This is a genomic window from Nonomuraea antimicrobica, from assembly GCF_039536965.1.
Taxonomy (GTDB): domain Bacteria; phylum Actinomycetota; class Actinomycetes; order Streptosporangiales; family Streptosporangiaceae; genus Nonomuraea; species Nonomuraea antimicrobica.
The window spans coordinates 35,878-50,557 of the sequence record NZ_BAAAZP010000241.1; the positions used below are offsets into that span (position 1 = coordinate 35,878).

Sequence of the window (14,680 nt, forward strand, 5' to 3'; positions counted from 1 at the left end):
CGAAAGTATGTCTTCAATGGGATGGACATGAAACAACCGTTCGAGAACGTAGTCGCGCAGCACGGCGCAACCGTGCTGCGCGTCTGCCGGGTCGTCCTCGGCCCGTACGACGCGGACGACGCATGGTCGGAGACCTTCCTCTCCGCCATGCGCGCCTATCCCGACCTGCCTGAGACGGCGAACGTGGAGGCATGGCTCGTGACGATCGCGCATCGTAAGGCAATCGACGTGCTGCGTGTCGCGAAGAGGAGTCCCCTGCCAGTCGACGAGGTACCGGAAGCACCGGAAGCACCGACAGGGCGGGACATCCCGGACTCTGAGGACTCTGACCTGTGGGCCGTAGTGAAGGAGCTCCCGAGCAAACAACGCCAGGCAGTCGCCTACCGCTACGTGGCGGGGCTGACATACGCCGAGATCGCGGAGATCCTCGGCGGCACCGTTGAGGCGGCCAGAAGAGCCGCCGCAGACGGGCTCAAGAATCTCAGGAAGAAGTATCCGGGCGCGATCACGAAAGGAGCATCATCATGAACGACATTCGCCACGATGACGACATGACCGCCCTGCTGTCGACGCCTGTGGATGCCGGCACTCTCGGCCGGCTCCATCGCCGTCTGGAGCAGGCGGCAGAGCGAGCCGATCTCGTCGATGTCGCTTACACCACCATCGACTCACCTGTCGGCAAGTTGCTGCTCGCCGCCACCCCGGAGGGGCTGGTCCGCGTGGCGTACGCCAGCGAGGACCACGATCGAGTCCTGGAAGCCCTCGGCCAGAAGCTCAGCCCGCGCATCCTGCGCGCCCCGAAGCGGCTGGACGAAGTGGTGCGCGAGATCGACGAGTACTTCGCCAAGCGCCGCCAGGTCTTCGATCTGACGCTGGACCTGTCCCTGTCTCGCGGATTCCGGCGCCTCGTGCAGACGCATCTGCCCGAGATCGGGTACGGCCAGACCCGCAGCTACCGAGACATGGCCGAGCTCGTCGGCAACCCCAAGGCCGTCCGGGCGGTGGGCACCGCCTGTGCGACCAACCCGCTGCCGATCGTCGTCCCGTGCCACCGCGTGCTGCGTACCGACGGCACGCTCGGCGGTTACATCGGCGGGCTCGAGGCCAAGACCATGCTGCTGAACCTGGAGGCCGCAGCATGAGCACCGCGAAGGCGACCAGGAGGAAGACGGATCGATGGTACGGCCGCGTCGAGTCCGGCGACTGGGAGGCGATCACCACAGAGGTCAACGAGTACGGCGGCGCACTGCTGCCGCAGTTGCTGACCCCGGAGGAGACCGTGGAGATCAGGGAGCTGTACGAGCAGGACGACCTGTTCCGCAGCACCGTCGACATGGGCCGGCACCGCTTCGGCGAGGGCCGGTACCGATACTTCAAAGCGCCGTACCCGGAACCGATCGAGCGGCTCAAGCAGGCGCTGTACCCGCGGCTGCTTCCCATCGCCCGCGACTGGTGGACCAAGCTCGGCAGGCCCGCACCGTGGCCGGACTCGCTTGATGAGTGGCTTCAGATGTGCCACGACGCCGGCCAGACGAAGTCTTCTGCGATCCTGCTCCACTACGGCGAGAAGGATTGGAACGCTCTGCATCGCGACCTGTACGGCGACCTCGTGTTCCCGTTGCAGGTCGTGATCAACCTCAACGAGCCCGGTGTGGATCACACGGGCGGCGAGTTCCTGCTGCTGGAACAGCGCCCGCGCGCCCAGTCCCGGGGCACGGCCACGCTGCTGCCGCACGGTCACGGATACCTCTTCACCACCCGCGACCGACCCGTCAAGTCCGCCCGCGGATGGTCCGCCGCGCCGGTTCGGCACGGTGTGTCCGCCATCCGGTCCGGCGAACGTCACACCCTTGCTCTCGTCTTCCATGACGCCGCATGAGTGACGCAACGAAGACGTACACCCTTCTGGGGGCAGACGGCTGTCTCTATCGGTCTGCGGTCAAGGGGCTGTGGGGCGGCCATCGCAGCTCGAAGATCTACGGGCGACTCGATTGTCCCGCCGCGCTGCGCGCCATCGCTCGCGGCTGCTACGTGCAGCACCGGGTCTTCTTCGCTGACGAGGCCACGGCGGTCGCCGCCGGGTTCCGTCCCTGCGGAGCCTGCTGCAGGGACCGTTATCAGAAGTGGAAGAGCGCCCAAGAGAACGGCGAACGATGGAAGCCCTGACCAGCCCCTTGCTGAAGGCGTCAGCGAGTCATGACGCGGACCTGACGGCTACGGATGCCGAGGTCGCGACCGTCATCAGAATCGCCTGCGACCGCCGTGCCCGCGATATCGTGATCGGCTCCGGCCGCACCCCTCACGCCCTTGCGACCTCACGCCTGATCGAATCGGCCTGGGATCGTACAGGAGGCGGAACTCTCGATACGATCACCTGGCCCGAGACCGGGGCCTCCTGGCTGCGTCACGCGTCACGGTTCGCCGCCGCCGACCCCGACCTGTGGGTGATGGTCGGGCCGGCAACCGGTTGGGCCCAGATGACCCGGCGGCTGCTGTGGTCGACTCGCTGGAGCCCCGCACGTACCCTCGCGACCGCCGGAGTCGGCGACCCGCGCACTCTCGCACTCGTCGGACTGGTCAATCTGGACGGTCTGGCCGGCGCAAACGCCGACGGTACCTCCTGGCTCGTTGCGCACGATTCCCTCGTGCACCTCACACACACGGAGGGCAAGCGATGACAGCGCTGTTCACTCCGGAGATCCCCGAGCGTGACGGGGGAGAGGTCGCCCCGGGCGCCACCCTGGTCCCCGATTGGCTGACTCGGGAACAGCAGAAGTGGATCGTGGATCAGTTCCGCGAGTGGGTGCGAGGCCCTCTCTTCGTCTTCTGCGGACCCGCCCGACTGGCCTACCACGGCGTCACCAAGGTGCACGAGAGCACTGCCTCCGAGGGATGCGGCCTCAGTCGCGGCCGGATCAACATCACGATGCGCGTGACCGGGCTTGACGGGTGATCGAATGACACAGGACGCAAGCGGCACCACCGCCGACCCCGGCGTCGTCGTCGGGGACGACGGGCTCGCCCGGCCCGCATGGGCAGCCGCCGCCCCTCTGCTGCGCGACTACTACGACACAGAGTGGGGCATGCCGGTCACGGACGAACGCGGCGTCTACGAGCGCGTCAGTCTCGAAGGATTTCAGGCGGGTCTGTCCTGGGCAACGATCCTCCGCAAGCGACCCGCATTCCGTGCGGCGTTCGACAACTTCCTCCCGGACGTGATCGCTGCGTACACCGAGACCGATGTCGAGCGGTTGATGGCCGACGTCGGCATCGTGCGCAACCGGCAGAAGATCCAGGCGACCATCACCAATGCCCGCGCCACCATCATGCTGCGTGAGGAGATGGGCCTGGCCGAACTGGTCTGGTCCTTCCGACCCGAGAGCACGCCCTGCCCCCAGACCTTTGCAGAGATCCCCACGAAGTCCGCCGAGTCGGTCGCGTTGTCAAAGGAACTGCGCCGACGCGGATTCGTCTTCGTCGGCCCGACCACCATGTACGCGCTCATGGAGGCGATCGGCATCGTCGACACCCATCTGCTCGGCTCGCATCGACGGGGCAGCTCCGGAATCTGGACCTCGTGACCCTTCATGGGCAAGCTCGTCGATAGCCGGTCTGCAAGCTCTCCCTGCACCACAGGATCTCGCGGCGATCCCGATGCGGAACTGCAGACGGTCGTCGGTCTCAGCGCCGCGCGGACCCGCACGCTCCGGGCCGTCGATCCTGAAGCCGAGCCCCGATCTCACGTTCCTGCGCGACCCGGCGTCTTCCACATGCCGGGAAGCAACCGCCCGGCATCGCTGACATCAGTCGGCTCAGCATGCCCGCGGCCGTTACGCGCCCGGCGGTCGCGGGCACCGCTGCTATGGCTGGGCGTGCAGGGAGCAAATACGAATGACCCGTCGACAGGACAAGGAATACGACCTGACCGACTTCGACGCCGACAAATTCTGGATCGAGTCGCACCGCGCGACCGCCGCCACGTACTACTTCCCGAGTCTCGCGGACAAGAGCGCCCGATCGACTCGGCTCGGCATGGCGGTCGGAGACCTCCTCCGATCCGCCATGATCTGCGGTGGCATCGACGTGATGCCCTTCACGATCCGCGACGAGAGCCTCGTCGTCGTAGCGTGCAGAGGCTACGAGACCGTCGGCATCTCGATCATCGACCCAGGCGGCGATGTCCCACGCGACGTCGTGACATGGATGGAGCCGACCCACGCGGCGTGGGTGGAGCAGGTGCTCAAGATCGAACTTCTGCGTAACGCCCGTGAGGCGGGCATCGACCGAGTGATCGTCCGGGACGGCACGGCGACAGAGGCCGTCTACAAGGCCCTCGGCCTGCACCCCATCGAGATGACCGCATGACCGAGGCCTCACGGACCGCTCACGCCCTCACCGGAATGGTCTCGATGAAGTCGCAGGCCAGTAGGGCGTCGGCTGGGCGAAAGTGTTCGCGACCTACCGAGGGGCGCCCGAGGTGGGGTTGCCGGAGATTTCGCCGGAGGGGGTGATGTCGTCGATTATCTCGGTGGGTCCGGCGGCGAAGGCGGAAGCGGCAGTCGCAGCGCCAAGGCCGAGCGCGAGAAAACCGGCTGCGGCCACAACGGCAAGCTTCTTGAGCAGTCTGACGTGTGTCACGAGACCTCCTGCGCGATACGAAGATGCAGGGGCGATCGTAGGGGACACCGAGATCGCGACACAATCCTCCGCATGAGGCTGGGGCGCGGGCCCACGTATGGCAGGTATGTGACGGTGTCAGGTGGACACCGACGCTGCACGAGCGGGTGGGGGCACCGTGTGGTCGGCCGGTACGGACGCCGTGGGGACGTCCTGCCGTAGTCTGCCCTGATGAATTCGTAGCCTGCCGAGTCATCTGTAAGGTATCTGCAACTCTCCGCGTCTATACATGCACATGTGAACCATGGCGCCAGAAGCCCGCACGAGGGCCGTGTTCCCTACGCCGATCCCTACGTCATCGCCACGAATGGGCCCGGCGGCGTCATTGTGCTGCCGACGCGGTCAAGGGCGGGGAGTGTCTTCTGATGGCGTTGGAGATCGGATTCCTTGGCCCGTTGCAGGTTCTGGGTGGTGACGGACCGGTTCGGGTCGTGGGGAGTCGACGTATCGGTGTGCTGGCCAGGCTGGCCCTGAACGCCGGGCAGGTCGTGCACGCCGAGCGGATCCTCACCGACGTCTGGGGCGATGGCTCTGCGGTGACCGCGGGCAAGCAGCTTCACATCGTGATCTCCAAACTCCGTGAAACCCTCGGGCCCCACAGCGCTGAGGAGGTCATCCAGACGGTGCCCGGCGGTTACCGGCTCGCGCTCGAACCCGACCACGTCGACGCCCATCTGTTCGGCCGTCTGGTCAAACGTGCCCGCATCGCCCAGGCGCAAGAGGGCAGGGCTGTCGCGGACGCTCTGTTCCGCGCGGCGCTGCAGTTGTGGCGGGGGGAGCCATTGGCAGAGCTGGCCGCCCCCTGGGCGCGGATCGAAGCCACCCGTCTGGAGGAAGAACGCCTCACCGTTCTGGAGGACCACGCCGATCTCCGCCTGGCCGCCGGGGACCATCACGCGGTGGCCACCGACCTGGCCGTGCATGTGCGGACCCACCCCTTGCGCGAACGTGCCGCCGCTCAGCTCATGCTCGCCCTGCACCGCGCCGGTCGTTCATCCGAGGCGCTCGCGGTCTACCAGGACACCCGCAGGGTCATGGTCTCCGAGCTCGGTATCGAACCCGGTGCCGAACTTCGCCGCCTGCACCAGGCCGTCCTGGTCAAGGATCCCGTCCTCGATCTGGCCGCTCCGGCCCAGCAGGTCATGGCCGGCGAGCCGTACGTCCCGGCCGAGATGCCCGCCGACACCCGTGCCTTCACCGCCCGCGCCGCCGAGATCGATCGCCTGCGCACCGCGCTCGGACCCGCCCACGGGCCTGTCGTCACCGTGATCGACGGACCTGGCGGTGTTGGTAAGTCCGCCTTGGCTGTTCATGTCGCCCACGCGATGGCGGCCCGGTTCACCGATGGCGTCATCTACCTCAACCTGCACGGGTCCACCCCTGGTCTCGACCCGTTGCCCCCGGCCCAAGCCTTGCGCCATCTGCTGCGTTCTCTCGGTCTGGACGGTGCCGCCGTTCCCGCCGGCCTGGACGAGGCCGCCGCGCGTTACCGGTCCCTGACGGCGACCTGCAATCTGCTGGTCATCCTGGACAACGCCCGTGACGTCCGCCAGATCCGCCCGCTCATCCCCGCCGGTTCCGGCTGCCGGGTCCTGATCACCTGCCGGGACCCGCTGGCCACTCTCGACAGCGCTCGCCGTCTCCATCTGGGCGCCCTGAACGCCGCCGACGCCGCCGCGCTCCTGTCCCGTCTGGCCGGACCCGATCGGGTACGCGCCGAGCCGCAGGCGGCCGAGCGGGTCGTCCACCTGTGCGGTGGCTTTCCTCTCGCCCTGCGGATCGTCGGCGCCCGCCTGGCCGCCCGCCCCGACTGGGCCCTGTCCGACCTGGAAGCGCGGCTGGCCGACGCCACCCGCCGCCTGGACGTGCTGGAGTACGCCGACCTGGCCGTCCGCGCCAGCATCGCGGTCAGCCACCACCACCTCCACGAAGAGCCCACCGGCCATGACGCCGCCCGCCTGCTGCCCCTGCTCGGCCTGCTCGACCTGCCTGCCCACACCCCCGCCGCCACCGCCGCCCTGACCGGCTGGCCGCACCACCGCGCGGAAGCCGCCCTGGAACGCCTGCTGGACGCCCGCCTCCTCGAACCCGCCGCCCCCGGCCGTTACCAGTTCCACGACCTGGTCGGCCTCTACGCCCGCGAACGAGCACACCAGGACCTGCCCGAGCAGGAACGCACCAACGCCGTACAGCGCGCGCTGCACCACTACCTGACCACCCTGTGGATGGCGAACACCCTGTTCAACAACGAGCCCGTACCGCGCTGCCCCGTCGAACTGCCCGCCACCATCTTCAAGGACCCGGCCGAAGCCGAACGATGGGTCCAGGACGAACGGGACAACCTGCTCGCTGCCGCGCAGCAGGCGTTGACCGGCCCCGACCCGGCGACCGCCGTCGGCCTGGTCATCGGACTCCACTGGCCCTTCTGCTACCAGGGCTGGCACACACAACTGGCCGACCTCTACACCCACGCCATCGAGGTAGCCGACCACGTCCACGCATGGGAGGACAAAGCCCAGCTCCGCAGCTTCCTCGGCTGGGTACACCGAGACCAGGGCCGCTACGACGCCGCGATCGCCCAACTGGAGACGGCCCTCACCGACTGGGACCGCGCCGGCCTGCCTCGGCGGAAGGCCGGGGTGCTCAACAACCTCGGCGTCATCAACACGATCGTGGGCCGTCTCGACGAGGCACTCGGCTACTTGGAGTCCGCGTTGGAGCTCAACGACGACGCAGAACGCCCCGCGGCCGCGGCGGTGCTCCGCAACAACCGGGTGCACGTCTACTACCGGCAGGGGCGCTTCGACGAGGCGATCGCGGAAGCACGCCAGTTGGTGGAGCTGTGGCCGAAAACGGACCCGCTCGCCGATGCGGGCATCGCACACGGTTCGCTGGGCGACGCCTACCGCCATGCCGGTCGGCTGACCGAGGCGGTGGAGAGCTACACGACGGCCGTGCGGCTGCTCCACGAGTCGGGATACCGCCTGAAGGAGGCCGTGTCACGCTGGTGGTTCGGCACCACGCTGCACGATCTCGAACGGCACGGCGAAGCGTGGAAACAGTGGGAGGAGTCCGTTCGCCTCCTGCGCGACGCCCGCCTGCTCACACCCGGGGAGGCGACCGAGATCCTCGCCCAGCCCGTGCCGGAAACACCCCAGCCGATCAAGAACATGCTCTGACCCGCACCCCGGTCGCGTGCCCGACATCTCGATCTGTACAAATTCTGGCGGACTACGCCGACCGACCTGACCGCCCGCCCCGGCACCGAACGCGCCGTCCATGGCCCTTCGGCCTCGGCCAGGATCGAGGTGTTCGCGTTCTGCTCCGGCGGGACCACGATCGGCTACTTCGCCGCTCTGGACCCGGCCGAGGCACTGGAGGAGGGGCTGAGAGCCGCGCTGCTGCGCCTGCAGTCCACGTACGGGTCGGCCGCGGAACCCCTGCCCGACCGGCTGCGCGGCTCATGGCGAGGCGGCTCGGCCCCGGCTGCCGAGGCGGCCGTGGAGGCGGCCACGGTGGCGGCACGGCTGCGCGCCCGGGGCCGGGTGGCGGTGGCCGTTGATCATCGGTCGGGCGGCGACGTCGTTCCGCTTCGCGCGGAAGAGCCGCCACCGTAGAGGACCTGGAGGCGCAGTACGACACGGCCGCCCATACCGAGGAAGCCCTCACTCTCAACGTCGAGGACCTCGACCCGGAATTCCGCCGCGACCGTGTCGTCACCAAGCGGCCGCACTCATGCGCTCGGCGTCGGGCTCGGCGTTGGGCTCTGCGTTGGCCGAGCCTGACCGGGTCAGCCTGCGAGCTGCTTCTGCAGGGCCTCGGCGTCGTGGAGGGCCGACATGTGCAGAAACTTCCCGTCGCGAATCCGGTAGATGGCGTACTCGACGATCTCGATCGACTTGCCGGTGGGAGCTGCCCCGAGCCACTCCTTGGCGGGGGTACCGGTATTGATCAGACGGGCGGCGAGGCTGTCGCCATTGATGGCGAGCTCCTGGGTCTCCCAGTGGAAGTCGGGGACCGCGTCGACGATGCTGTTCAGCTGCGCGACGAGGGCCGCGCGGGAGCTGGGCTCGCTGTGCATGACGATGGACTCGTGGACGAACTCGTCCATGCGGTCGAACTCGTGCGCGTTGAGTGCCTCGATGTAGCGCTCGTAGAACTCGCGCGGGTTGGTGTCAGGCATGGTGGCCTCTCTGTCGCCCAGATCGGGGCTGTGGTCGGATGGTGATGACTCACGACGCCCTTCCGCGATCTCATCGCGGCGGTGATCGCAGAAGGGGGAACCTCGATCCCGCGACTTCTATTCCAAGCGGTACATAAGTCGGTATGCCGCGCCACCGACGCACTCGCACCGGCGGATCTCGTCACACCCCGGCAAGCGCAATGAGGAGCGGGACGAGCAACGCGGTCGCGTTGTTGACGCCGTGCAGGGCGATGCCCGACCAGATCGAACCCGACCAGCGAAACAGCAGGGCGGCGAGCACGCCGCCGACGAACGCCACGGGCAGGATGGGGTTGATGCCAAGGAAGGATCTGACCGCGAGAATGGGCCGATGATCGACAGAGAGCACGCCGTGCGCCTGATCGAAGAACTGCTCCGTGCTGACCGCGGGACCGTGGATGGTCACGGCCAAGTGAGTCCCCTTGCGATCACCAGGGTCACCGAGCATCGCCTCGGCTGGATCGTCAGCTATCAGTCCCAGATATACCTCCGCAGCGGCAGCACCAGCGATCTGCTTGCCGGCAACGGCCCCTATCTGGTCGACCGCCGTGACGGCAGTATCCATCTCATCCCCGTCACCGACTACGTCGCCGGGCTCTGGGAAGAGGACTACGAGCAGCGCATCAAGCCCATCGGCTCTGTTGAGAACGACCCTCATCGCGACATTCCGTTCGCGACCGAAGTTCGTGCGGCGCTGGGGGACAGCCGGGTCGCCGCCATCCGCCTCCTCCGGCGACGCGCTCCCATCCTGAACATGACCCAAGCCAGTGACTACGTTGCCGCGATCGGGACCGGCGAACGCCCAGCAGCCGAGTTGATCGAACTGGTCAGGCCACCCGAACCGTTCTCACCCCGACTGGGAATCACGACCATCACAGGCCCCCTCCTGTCGGCCACCGACCCTCCTGAACCCACCTCGGCGTCACCACCCAGCGCCCAGGCGCGGCGACCCGAAAATGAAGAGTGACGCGGCTTCGCACGGTGGACGCCGAACGCGGCGAGCCCGCGGATGCGGATGTTCACGGCGACTGCAAAGGTCATCAGCCCCATCGCACCCGATACGAGAAGCCCCACGACGCCGACCACGGCGGCGTTCTCAACGAGCAATGGGTTGGCTGAAAGGAGAGACCGTCGGGACGCGGTCAATACATCGCTCGTACGGCCCGTTCAGATTGAGCACGTCAACGGTCCGCCTGGCGAGTGTCCGCGCCGGATTCGATCCGGGGCGTCGTCCGCGTACCGGAGGGCGATTTTTGTGAGCGCGGCCGGCGTCGCTCCGGTGAGGCGGCTCTGCGCGGATGCGTGTCGGATGCGTTCGGATCCTTCATCTCGACAGAGTCGTACCCCTGCTACGGCTGCCAGCTACGCAGTGCCATGTCGGCGATGTCCTGGAGTTCGTCGTGACCGAGGCCGCCGGCCGCCTGGACGGCGATGCCGAATGCCACCGCCATGATGTATCGGGCGAGTCGCCCTGGGTCGGCGTCGCGCGGGAGGTCGCCCTCGTCGACGGCGCGTTGGAAGCGCTCCTCAAGGCGTAGACTCGCGTCGTTCCGCCAGCCGACGAGCAGATCGTGCGCGGGTCGGCCTCCGTCGCTCGCGGCCAGCGCGCCCTGCACTGTCAGGCATCCAGGATGGTCTTCGGAAAGGGTCGTGGTCCGAACCGCTCCACGCAGGAGCGCCTCGGCCACCCCTCGCGCGGTCGGCTCCTCCAGGGCGCGCGTCGCGTAGGAGGCCGGCCCCTCGGCGTAGCGCTCCAGTGCCCTGCGGAACAACTGCTCCTTGTTGCCGAAGGCCGCGTACATGCTCGTCTTGGTGATCCCCATGGCCCCGGTCAGATCGGAGAGGGTCGCCCCCTCGTATCCCCGCTCCCAGAACACCTGCATGGCGCGCTCCAGCGCCTCGTCGATGTCGAATTCCCTGGGCCGGCCCATGACAGTACTCCGGGAATCACCCATGCCACAATTGTACTCCTCGGTACGGATCGGAACTGAGATGCTGGTCACGTCATCGCCGCGACGTTCCCGCTGGACCAGCGCCGCCCACGGGCACCCATGAGACTTCGGTACCGAGCAGTACTGAAGTGTTACGGTCTTTCTCAGCACCTGCGTCGACGTATCTGCTGGACCTGACATGCCGGCAGGCGAGACGACGACGCACTCTGTGAGCGCGGGAAGGAGACGACGTGGCCTGGAGCACACGCGAACTCGCGGAGCTCGCCGGCACCACGGTGAACACCATTCGGCACTACCACCGGCTCGGCCTGCTCGACGAGCCCGAGCGCAGGTACAACGGATACAAGCAGTACGGGGTGCAGGATCTCGTGCACCTTCTGCGCATCCGACGGCTCGCCGAGCTCGGCGTGCCTCTCTCGCAGATCGGAGAAGTCGGCGCGGGCGGGGACAGCACCCCGGATGCACTGCGACAGCTCGACGCCGAACTCGCGGCACGCATCGAGCGCCTGCAGAGAGCTCGGTCCGACATCGCGGCCATCCTGCGCGACAGCGCGCCGGCCGACGTGCCGGCGGGGTTCGAGTCCGTCGCCTCACGCCTGTCCGAGGCTGACAGCTCGATCATCCACATCTACACGCAACTCTACGACGAGGATGCGATGACGGACCTGAGGCGCATGGTGGAGGCCGACACCGGCTCCATAAGCGCCGACATCGACGCCTTGTCGCCCGACGCGGACGAGGCGACCAGGCAGCGACTCGCTGAGAGACTCGCGCCGATCCTCGCCCAGAACCTCATCGACTATCCCTGGCTGAGCGATCCGGCGGCGCATCTGTCGAAGAGTGAGCATGTCACGCAGCAGACGTTCATCGAAGCGGTGATCGAGCTGTACAACACCGCCCAGCTCGACGTACTGCACCGCGCCAGCATCCTCGCGCACGAGCAACCGCGCATCGCGCGCGAGGCGAATGGCGACGACTGACAGTCGCCTCCCACGGGGTTTGACCATGTTCCAAGAACACGGTCTCTACTGGGGCTCCAGTCGAAACAGATCGCGATATGCGCGAGACGCAGCCCGAGGAGCCGTCGTGAATCCCATCGAGACCCTGGTCCGTAACTTTCAAGATCTCGTGGCTCAGGTTCCCGACATCGTCCAGCCCCTCATTGTCATGCTCGCCGGAGCGATCCCGTTCATCGAGGGCGAAGGAGCGTCGCCGATCGGCGTCCTGGGTGGGATCCATCCCATCGTCGCCGGCATCGCCGCGGCTTCAGGGAACTTCCTCAGCGTTCTCGCGGTCGTGCTGCTCAGCACGCGAGTCCGCACCACTGCGGCGGCTCGTCGCGCGCGCCGGGTTGAGACGCCCGCGGAGCCCAAGCCCGAGTCGAAGGGACGTCAGCGCTTCCGTAGGTACCTGGTCCGATTCGGCGTGCCCGGCGCGAGCATCCTCGGGCCCCTGGCAATTCCCACCCAATTCACCTCCGCCATGCTCGTCGCCTCCGGGACGCCGCGAGGGTGGGTCCTGCTGTGGCAGGCGGTGGCGATCCTTGTCTGGACGACCGTGACCACGACCCTGTCCTGGGGCATGCTCACGGCCCTGCTGGCCTGAACACACCGCGACGGATTCTCATCGTGACGCCAGCGCCACCTCGATCGACGACAGAACTCTGGTCCTCGACAGAACCGATCCACCACAGAAAGAAGTGACCGATGAATCAACAACCTGACGAACCGTTCGTCGGCGGCGAGACCGAGACGCCCGGCGAGGCGAAACGGCTCGGCGCTCCGACCCTGGCGGAGGATCTCCTGCTCCTCCTGTTCCAGCCGGCCTCCGGCCTCCAGGCGGGCACCGGGACCATCGCAGGCGAGAACACCCTCTTCTACACCCTCGCAGGAGCGGTGCTCGCGGATCTCGCCCTCGGCCAGCACGTCCGAACCGGCACCGGCAGGGGCGGGACGACACGGGTGGAAGCCGTCGAGGACCGCCCGCCGTCGGACGACATCCTCCGCTCCGCCTGGGACTACGTCTCCCAGAAGCCCCGAGGCGTCCAGACGGTCCTCGCAGCGATCGGGCCGACACTGCGCAGCCCGCTGCTGGACAGGCTCATCGAACGCGGCGACATCCGCCGCGAAAGCCGCAAGGCGCTCGGCCTGTTCAACACGACGGTCCTCAAGGACGGCGGAAGCGGGCGCCGGTCTCGGCTCCTTGAGGAGGTCCGCGACGTGCTCGTCGAGGGCGCGGAACCGCAGCCCCGTATCGCCGCGCTCGCGGCACTGCTCTCAGGAAGCGGGACGCTTCCCCAGTTCCACCGCGAGATCCCCTGGACCTCCCCTGTGATCACCCGCGCCAAGGAGCTCGAGCAGGGCAACTGGGGAGCCGGAGCCGCCGCCGAAGCGGTTGCGCGCACCGTCACCGCAACCATCGTCAACAACGTCGTCATCGCGGCGGCCGTGCTTCCGCAGAACTAGCCGTGCTTCCGCAGAACCAAAGGAACGACCTGCGTCGATCTCACGACGATTGTCCAATGATGACATCCAGCCCGATTCCGGATCCGCCGCCGAGAATCGCCCGAAGCCTCGACACGGCGCATCGACAAGTTCAGCAGAACCGGGGAGTTGAATGAGCAGCTACGCAGTGACGGGTTCGGCATCGGGGATCGGCGCCGCGGTAACCGGGCGACTTCGTGCCGCCGGACACTCCGTGATCGAGGTGGATCTGCACGACGCCGACATCCTCGCCGATCTTGGGACACCGGAAGGCCGCTCGGCAGCGGCCGCCGGAGTGCTCGAGCGGTCCGGTGGCGTACTCGACGGTGCGGTCCTCGCCGCCGGGATCGGCCCCTCACCCGGTCCCGACCGCCCACGGAAGATCGCGCAGATCAACCACCTGGGCACGGTCGAGCTGCTGACCGCCCTGCGGCCGGCGCTCGCGGCGAGCGGCGATGCCCGGGCCGTGGTGTTCGGCAGCAACTCGGCGAGCGTCACCCCTGGAGTACCCCGACGGGTGATCCGCGCCCTGCGCGCCGGTGAGATCGACCGGGCGGTGCGGACGCTGCGACTGTTCGGGCCGGTCGCCCCGAACATCGCCTACGCGGCATCGAAGATCGCGGTGACCGACTGGGCACGCAGAGCGGCCGTGACACCGGCGTGGGCCGGCGCCGGGATTCGGCTCAACGTGCTCGCCCCAGGACCTGTGCAGACCGCCCTGCTCGACGAGGAGCTCGCGAACCCGGCCGCGGCCAGAGCGTTCCGCGCATTCCCCATCCCGGTCGGTGGAGTGGGTGACCCCGGACACCTCGCCGACTGGGTGATGATGATGCTCTCGCCCGCGGCCGCGTTCCTTTGTGGCAGCGTCATCGTCGTCGACGGCGGCTCCGAGGCGTGGCTCCGCGCCGGTGAGTGGCCACGGCCCGTTGCCCTCCGGCAGGTGCCCCGCTATCTGTTGCGTTATCGAGCCTTCTCCCGGTCCTCGCCCACCCGATCACCCTGAACCGTTGGACGGCTTCTTCGCCCGGTCCTTCCGTTCGCCCGCCCGGTCTGGTGGTCTCGCCGAGTTGGGAGGCGGCACGCAACTGCGGCACGGGCGCGGCCTCCTTGTCCTCGTGGCCGTGGACCTGATGGCTGCCGTCGTGGCTGTCCTGACCTGGTACGGCAGGCCGGGATGGTTCGGACAGACAGGCCGAACCCGCCCACGTCGATCTCGCCGTCCGGCCGTACAGGTGCCATTGGCCGTCGGAGCGGGCCAGACGTACGTGCGTCTGCGGGACGGCCTTTCCTGCGGCGTGGCCGGAAATGCCTGCCGTCGCGAGCACCAGGCGGTCGGCGACGAGGAC

19 protein-coding genes are annotated in these 14,680 nt (G+C 67.9%); 15 read left to right on the forward strand and 4 right to left on the reverse strand.

Annotated elements, in window-relative coordinates:
* Positions 1-27: 27 nt before the first annotated feature.
* The 8 genes from ABD844_RS51770 to ABD844_RS51805 all read left to right on the forward strand — a co-directional run bounded on the left by ABD844_RS51770 (position 28) and on the right by ABD844_RS51805 (position 4,365).
* On the forward strand, positions 28-528 hold the full coding sequence (locus ABD844_RS51770) for an RNA polymerase sigma factor (RefSeq protein WP_344897305.1): 501 nt from the start codon (positions 28-30) through the stop codon (positions 526-528).
* Complete coding sequence (locus tag ABD844_RS51775; protein WP_344897308.1) at positions 525-1,142, forward strand: methylated-DNA--[protein]-cysteine S-methyltransferase; 618 nt, start codon at positions 525-527, stop codon at positions 1,140-1,142. Before ABD844_RS51770 ends, ABD844_RS51775 begins: the two co-directional genes overlap by 4 nt.
* Positions 1,139-1,879 carry a 2OG-Fe(II) oxygenase gene (locus ABD844_RS51780; RefSeq protein WP_344897311.1) on the forward strand — a complete coding sequence of 247 codons (741 nt, stop codon included), beginning with the start codon at positions 1,139-1,141 and terminating at the stop codon, positions 1,877-1,879. Before ABD844_RS51775 ends, ABD844_RS51780 begins: the two co-directional genes overlap by 4 nt.
* A complete protein-coding gene (locus ABD844_RS51785) occupies positions 1,876-2,166 on the forward strand; it encodes an Ada metal-binding domain-containing protein (RefSeq protein ID WP_344897314.1) in 291 nt (96 codons plus the stop codon). The genes ABD844_RS51780 and ABD844_RS51785 overlap by 4 nt, the downstream gene beginning before the upstream one ends.
* Positions 2,154-2,678, forward strand: a complete 525-nt coding sequence (locus tag ABD844_RS51790; protein WP_344897317.1) for a hypothetical protein — start codon at positions 2,154-2,156, stop codon at positions 2,676-2,678. The genes ABD844_RS51785 and ABD844_RS51790 overlap by 13 nt, the downstream gene beginning before the upstream one ends.
* Positions 2,675-2,953, forward strand: coding sequence for an alpha-ketoglutarate-dependent dioxygenase AlkB (locus ABD844_RS51795; protein WP_344897320.1), 279 nt, complete (start codon positions 2,675-2,677; stop codon positions 2,951-2,953). Before ABD844_RS51790 ends, ABD844_RS51795 begins: the two co-directional genes overlap by 4 nt.
* Positions 2,943-3,581: a DNA-3-methyladenine glycosylase I gene (locus ABD844_RS51800; RefSeq protein WP_425568805.1), complete on the forward strand. Its 639-nt coding sequence runs from the start codon at positions 2,943-2,945 to the stop codon at positions 3,579-3,581. The genes ABD844_RS51795 and ABD844_RS51800 overlap by 11 nt, the downstream gene beginning before the upstream one ends.
* A 310-nt stretch (positions 3,582-3,891) precedes the next feature.
* Positions 3,892-4,365 (forward strand): hypothetical protein, encoded by a 474-nt coding sequence (locus ABD844_RS51805; RefSeq protein WP_344897323.1) that lies wholly within the window; start codon positions 3,892-3,894, stop codon positions 4,363-4,365.
* A 93-nt stretch (positions 4,366-4,458) separates the two neighbouring features.
* Here ABD844_RS51805 and ABD844_RS51810 read toward each other — a convergent pair whose 3' ends face one another.
* Positions 4,459-4,638: a hypothetical protein gene (locus tag ABD844_RS51810; RefSeq protein WP_344897326.1), complete on the reverse strand. Its 180-nt coding sequence runs from the start codon at positions 4,636-4,638 to the stop codon at positions 4,459-4,461.
* A 470-nt stretch (positions 4,639-5,108) separates the two neighbouring features.
* Here ABD844_RS51810 and ABD844_RS51815 point away from each other — a divergent pair, with 470 nt between their 5' ends.
* Entirely contained in the window at positions 5,109-7,856 is a 2,748-nt protein-coding gene (locus ABD844_RS51815; RefSeq protein ID WP_344897329.1) for an AfsR/SARP family transcriptional regulator, read from the forward strand.
* A gap of 129 nt (positions 7,857-7,985) precedes the next feature.
* Positions 7,986-8,294 carry a hypothetical protein gene (locus ABD844_RS51820; RefSeq protein WP_344897332.1) on the forward strand — a complete coding sequence of 103 codons (309 nt, stop codon included), beginning with the start codon at positions 7,986-7,988 and terminating at the stop codon, positions 8,292-8,294.
* 173 nt (positions 8,295-8,467) lie between these two features.
* Here ABD844_RS51820 and ABD844_RS51825 read toward each other — a convergent pair whose 3' ends face one another.
* Together ABD844_RS51825 and ABD844_RS51830 are read right to left on the reverse strand one after the other, a co-directional pair.
* Positions 8,468-8,860 (reverse strand): ester cyclase, encoded by a 393-nt coding sequence (locus ABD844_RS51825; protein ID WP_344897335.1) that lies wholly within the window; start codon positions 8,858-8,860, stop codon positions 8,468-8,470.
* Between the two features lie 181 nt (positions 8,861-9,041).
* The gene (locus ABD844_RS51830; RefSeq protein WP_344897338.1) at positions 9,042-9,305 is read right to left on the reverse strand and encodes a CPBP family glutamic-type intramembrane protease; all 264 of its coding nucleotides are present in this window, start codon (positions 9,303-9,305) and stop codon (positions 9,042-9,044) included.
* On the opposite strand from ABD844_RS51830, the gene ABD844_RS51835 reads away from it, so the two are divergent.
* Positions 9,231-9,866, forward strand: coding sequence for a YrhB domain-containing protein (locus ABD844_RS51835; protein ID WP_344897341.1), 636 nt, complete (start codon positions 9,231-9,233; stop codon positions 9,864-9,866). The genes ABD844_RS51830 and ABD844_RS51835 overlap by 75 nt on opposite strands.
* A gap of 382 nt (positions 9,867-10,248) precedes the next feature.
* On the opposite strand, the gene ABD844_RS51840 is transcribed toward ABD844_RS51835, so the two are convergent.
* Entirely contained in the window at positions 10,249-10,854 is a 606-nt protein-coding gene (locus tag ABD844_RS51840; protein ID WP_344897344.1) for a TetR/AcrR family transcriptional regulator, read from the reverse strand.
* A 227-nt stretch (positions 10,855-11,081) separates the two neighbouring features.
* Here ABD844_RS51840 and ABD844_RS51845 point away from each other — a divergent pair, with 227 nt between their 5' ends.
* From ABD844_RS51845 to ABD844_RS51860, 4 genes are all read left to right on the forward strand, one after another.
* Positions 11,082-11,831, forward strand: coding sequence for a MerR family transcriptional regulator (locus ABD844_RS51845; protein ID WP_344897347.1), 750 nt, complete (start codon positions 11,082-11,084; stop codon positions 11,829-11,831).
* Positions 11,832-11,937: 106 nt separating this feature from the next.
* On the forward strand, positions 11,938-12,456 hold the full coding sequence (locus ABD844_RS51850; RefSeq protein WP_344897350.1) for a hypothetical protein: 519 nt from the start codon (positions 11,938-11,940) through the stop codon (positions 12,454-12,456).
* A gap of 101 nt (positions 12,457-12,557) precedes the next feature.
* Complete coding sequence (locus ABD844_RS51855; RefSeq protein WP_344897353.1) at positions 12,558-13,316, forward strand: GOLPH3/VPS74 family protein; 759 nt, start codon at positions 12,558-12,560, stop codon at positions 13,314-13,316.
* Between the two features lie 151 nt (positions 13,317-13,467).
* Complete coding sequence (locus tag ABD844_RS51860; RefSeq protein ID WP_344897356.1) at positions 13,468-14,337, forward strand: SDR family oxidoreductase; 870 nt, start codon at positions 13,468-13,470, stop codon at positions 14,335-14,337.
* Positions 14,338-14,680 lie beyond the last annotated feature (343 nt).

What these genes read in the sequence shown, in the direction of transcription:
- ABD844_RS51770 (WP_344897305.1), top strand. Translation starts at nt 28, where the DNA reads ATGAAACAACCGTTCGAGAACGTAGTCGCGCAGCACGGCGCAACCGTG.
- ABD844_RS51775 (WP_344897308.1), top strand. Translation starts at nt 525, where the DNA reads ATGAACGACATTCGCCACGATGACGACATGACCGCCCTGCTGTCGACG.
- ABD844_RS51780 (WP_344897311.1), top strand. Translation starts at nt 1,139, where the DNA reads ATGAGCACCGCGAAGGCGACCAGGAGGAAGACGGATCGATGGTACGGC.
- ABD844_RS51785 (WP_344897314.1), top strand. Translation starts at nt 1,876, where the DNA reads ATGAGTGACGCAACGAAGACGTACACCCTTCTGGGGGCAGACGGCTGT.
- ABD844_RS51790 (WP_344897317.1), top strand. Translation starts at nt 2,154, where the DNA reads ATGGAAGCCCTGACCAGCCCCTTGCTGAAGGCGTCAGCGAGTCATGAC.
- ABD844_RS51795 (WP_344897320.1), top strand. Translation starts at nt 2,675, where the DNA reads ATGACAGCGCTGTTCACTCCGGAGATCCCCGAGCGTGACGGGGGAGAG.
- ABD844_RS51805 (WP_344897323.1), top strand. Translation starts at nt 3,892, where the DNA reads ATGACCCGTCGACAGGACAAGGAATACGACCTGACCGACTTCGACGCC.
- ABD844_RS51825 (WP_344897335.1), bottom strand. Translation starts at nt 8,860, where the DNA reads ATGCCTGACACCAACCCGCGCGAGTTCTACGAGCGCTACATCGAGGCA.
- ABD844_RS51835 (WP_344897341.1), top strand. Translation starts at nt 9,231, where the DNA reads ATGATCGACAGAGAGCACGCCGTGCGCCTGATCGAAGAACTGCTCCGT.
- ABD844_RS51840 (WP_344897344.1), bottom strand. Translation starts at nt 10,854, where the DNA reads ATGGGTGATTCCCGGAGTACTGTCATGGGCCGGCCCAGGGAATTCGAC.
- ABD844_RS51855 (WP_344897353.1), top strand. Translation starts at nt 12,558, where the DNA reads ATGAATCAACAACCTGACGAACCGTTCGTCGGCGGCGAGACCGAGACG.
- ABD844_RS51860 (WP_344897356.1), top strand. Translation starts at nt 13,468, where the DNA reads ATGAGCAGCTACGCAGTGACGGGTTCGGCATCGGGGATCGGCGCCGCG.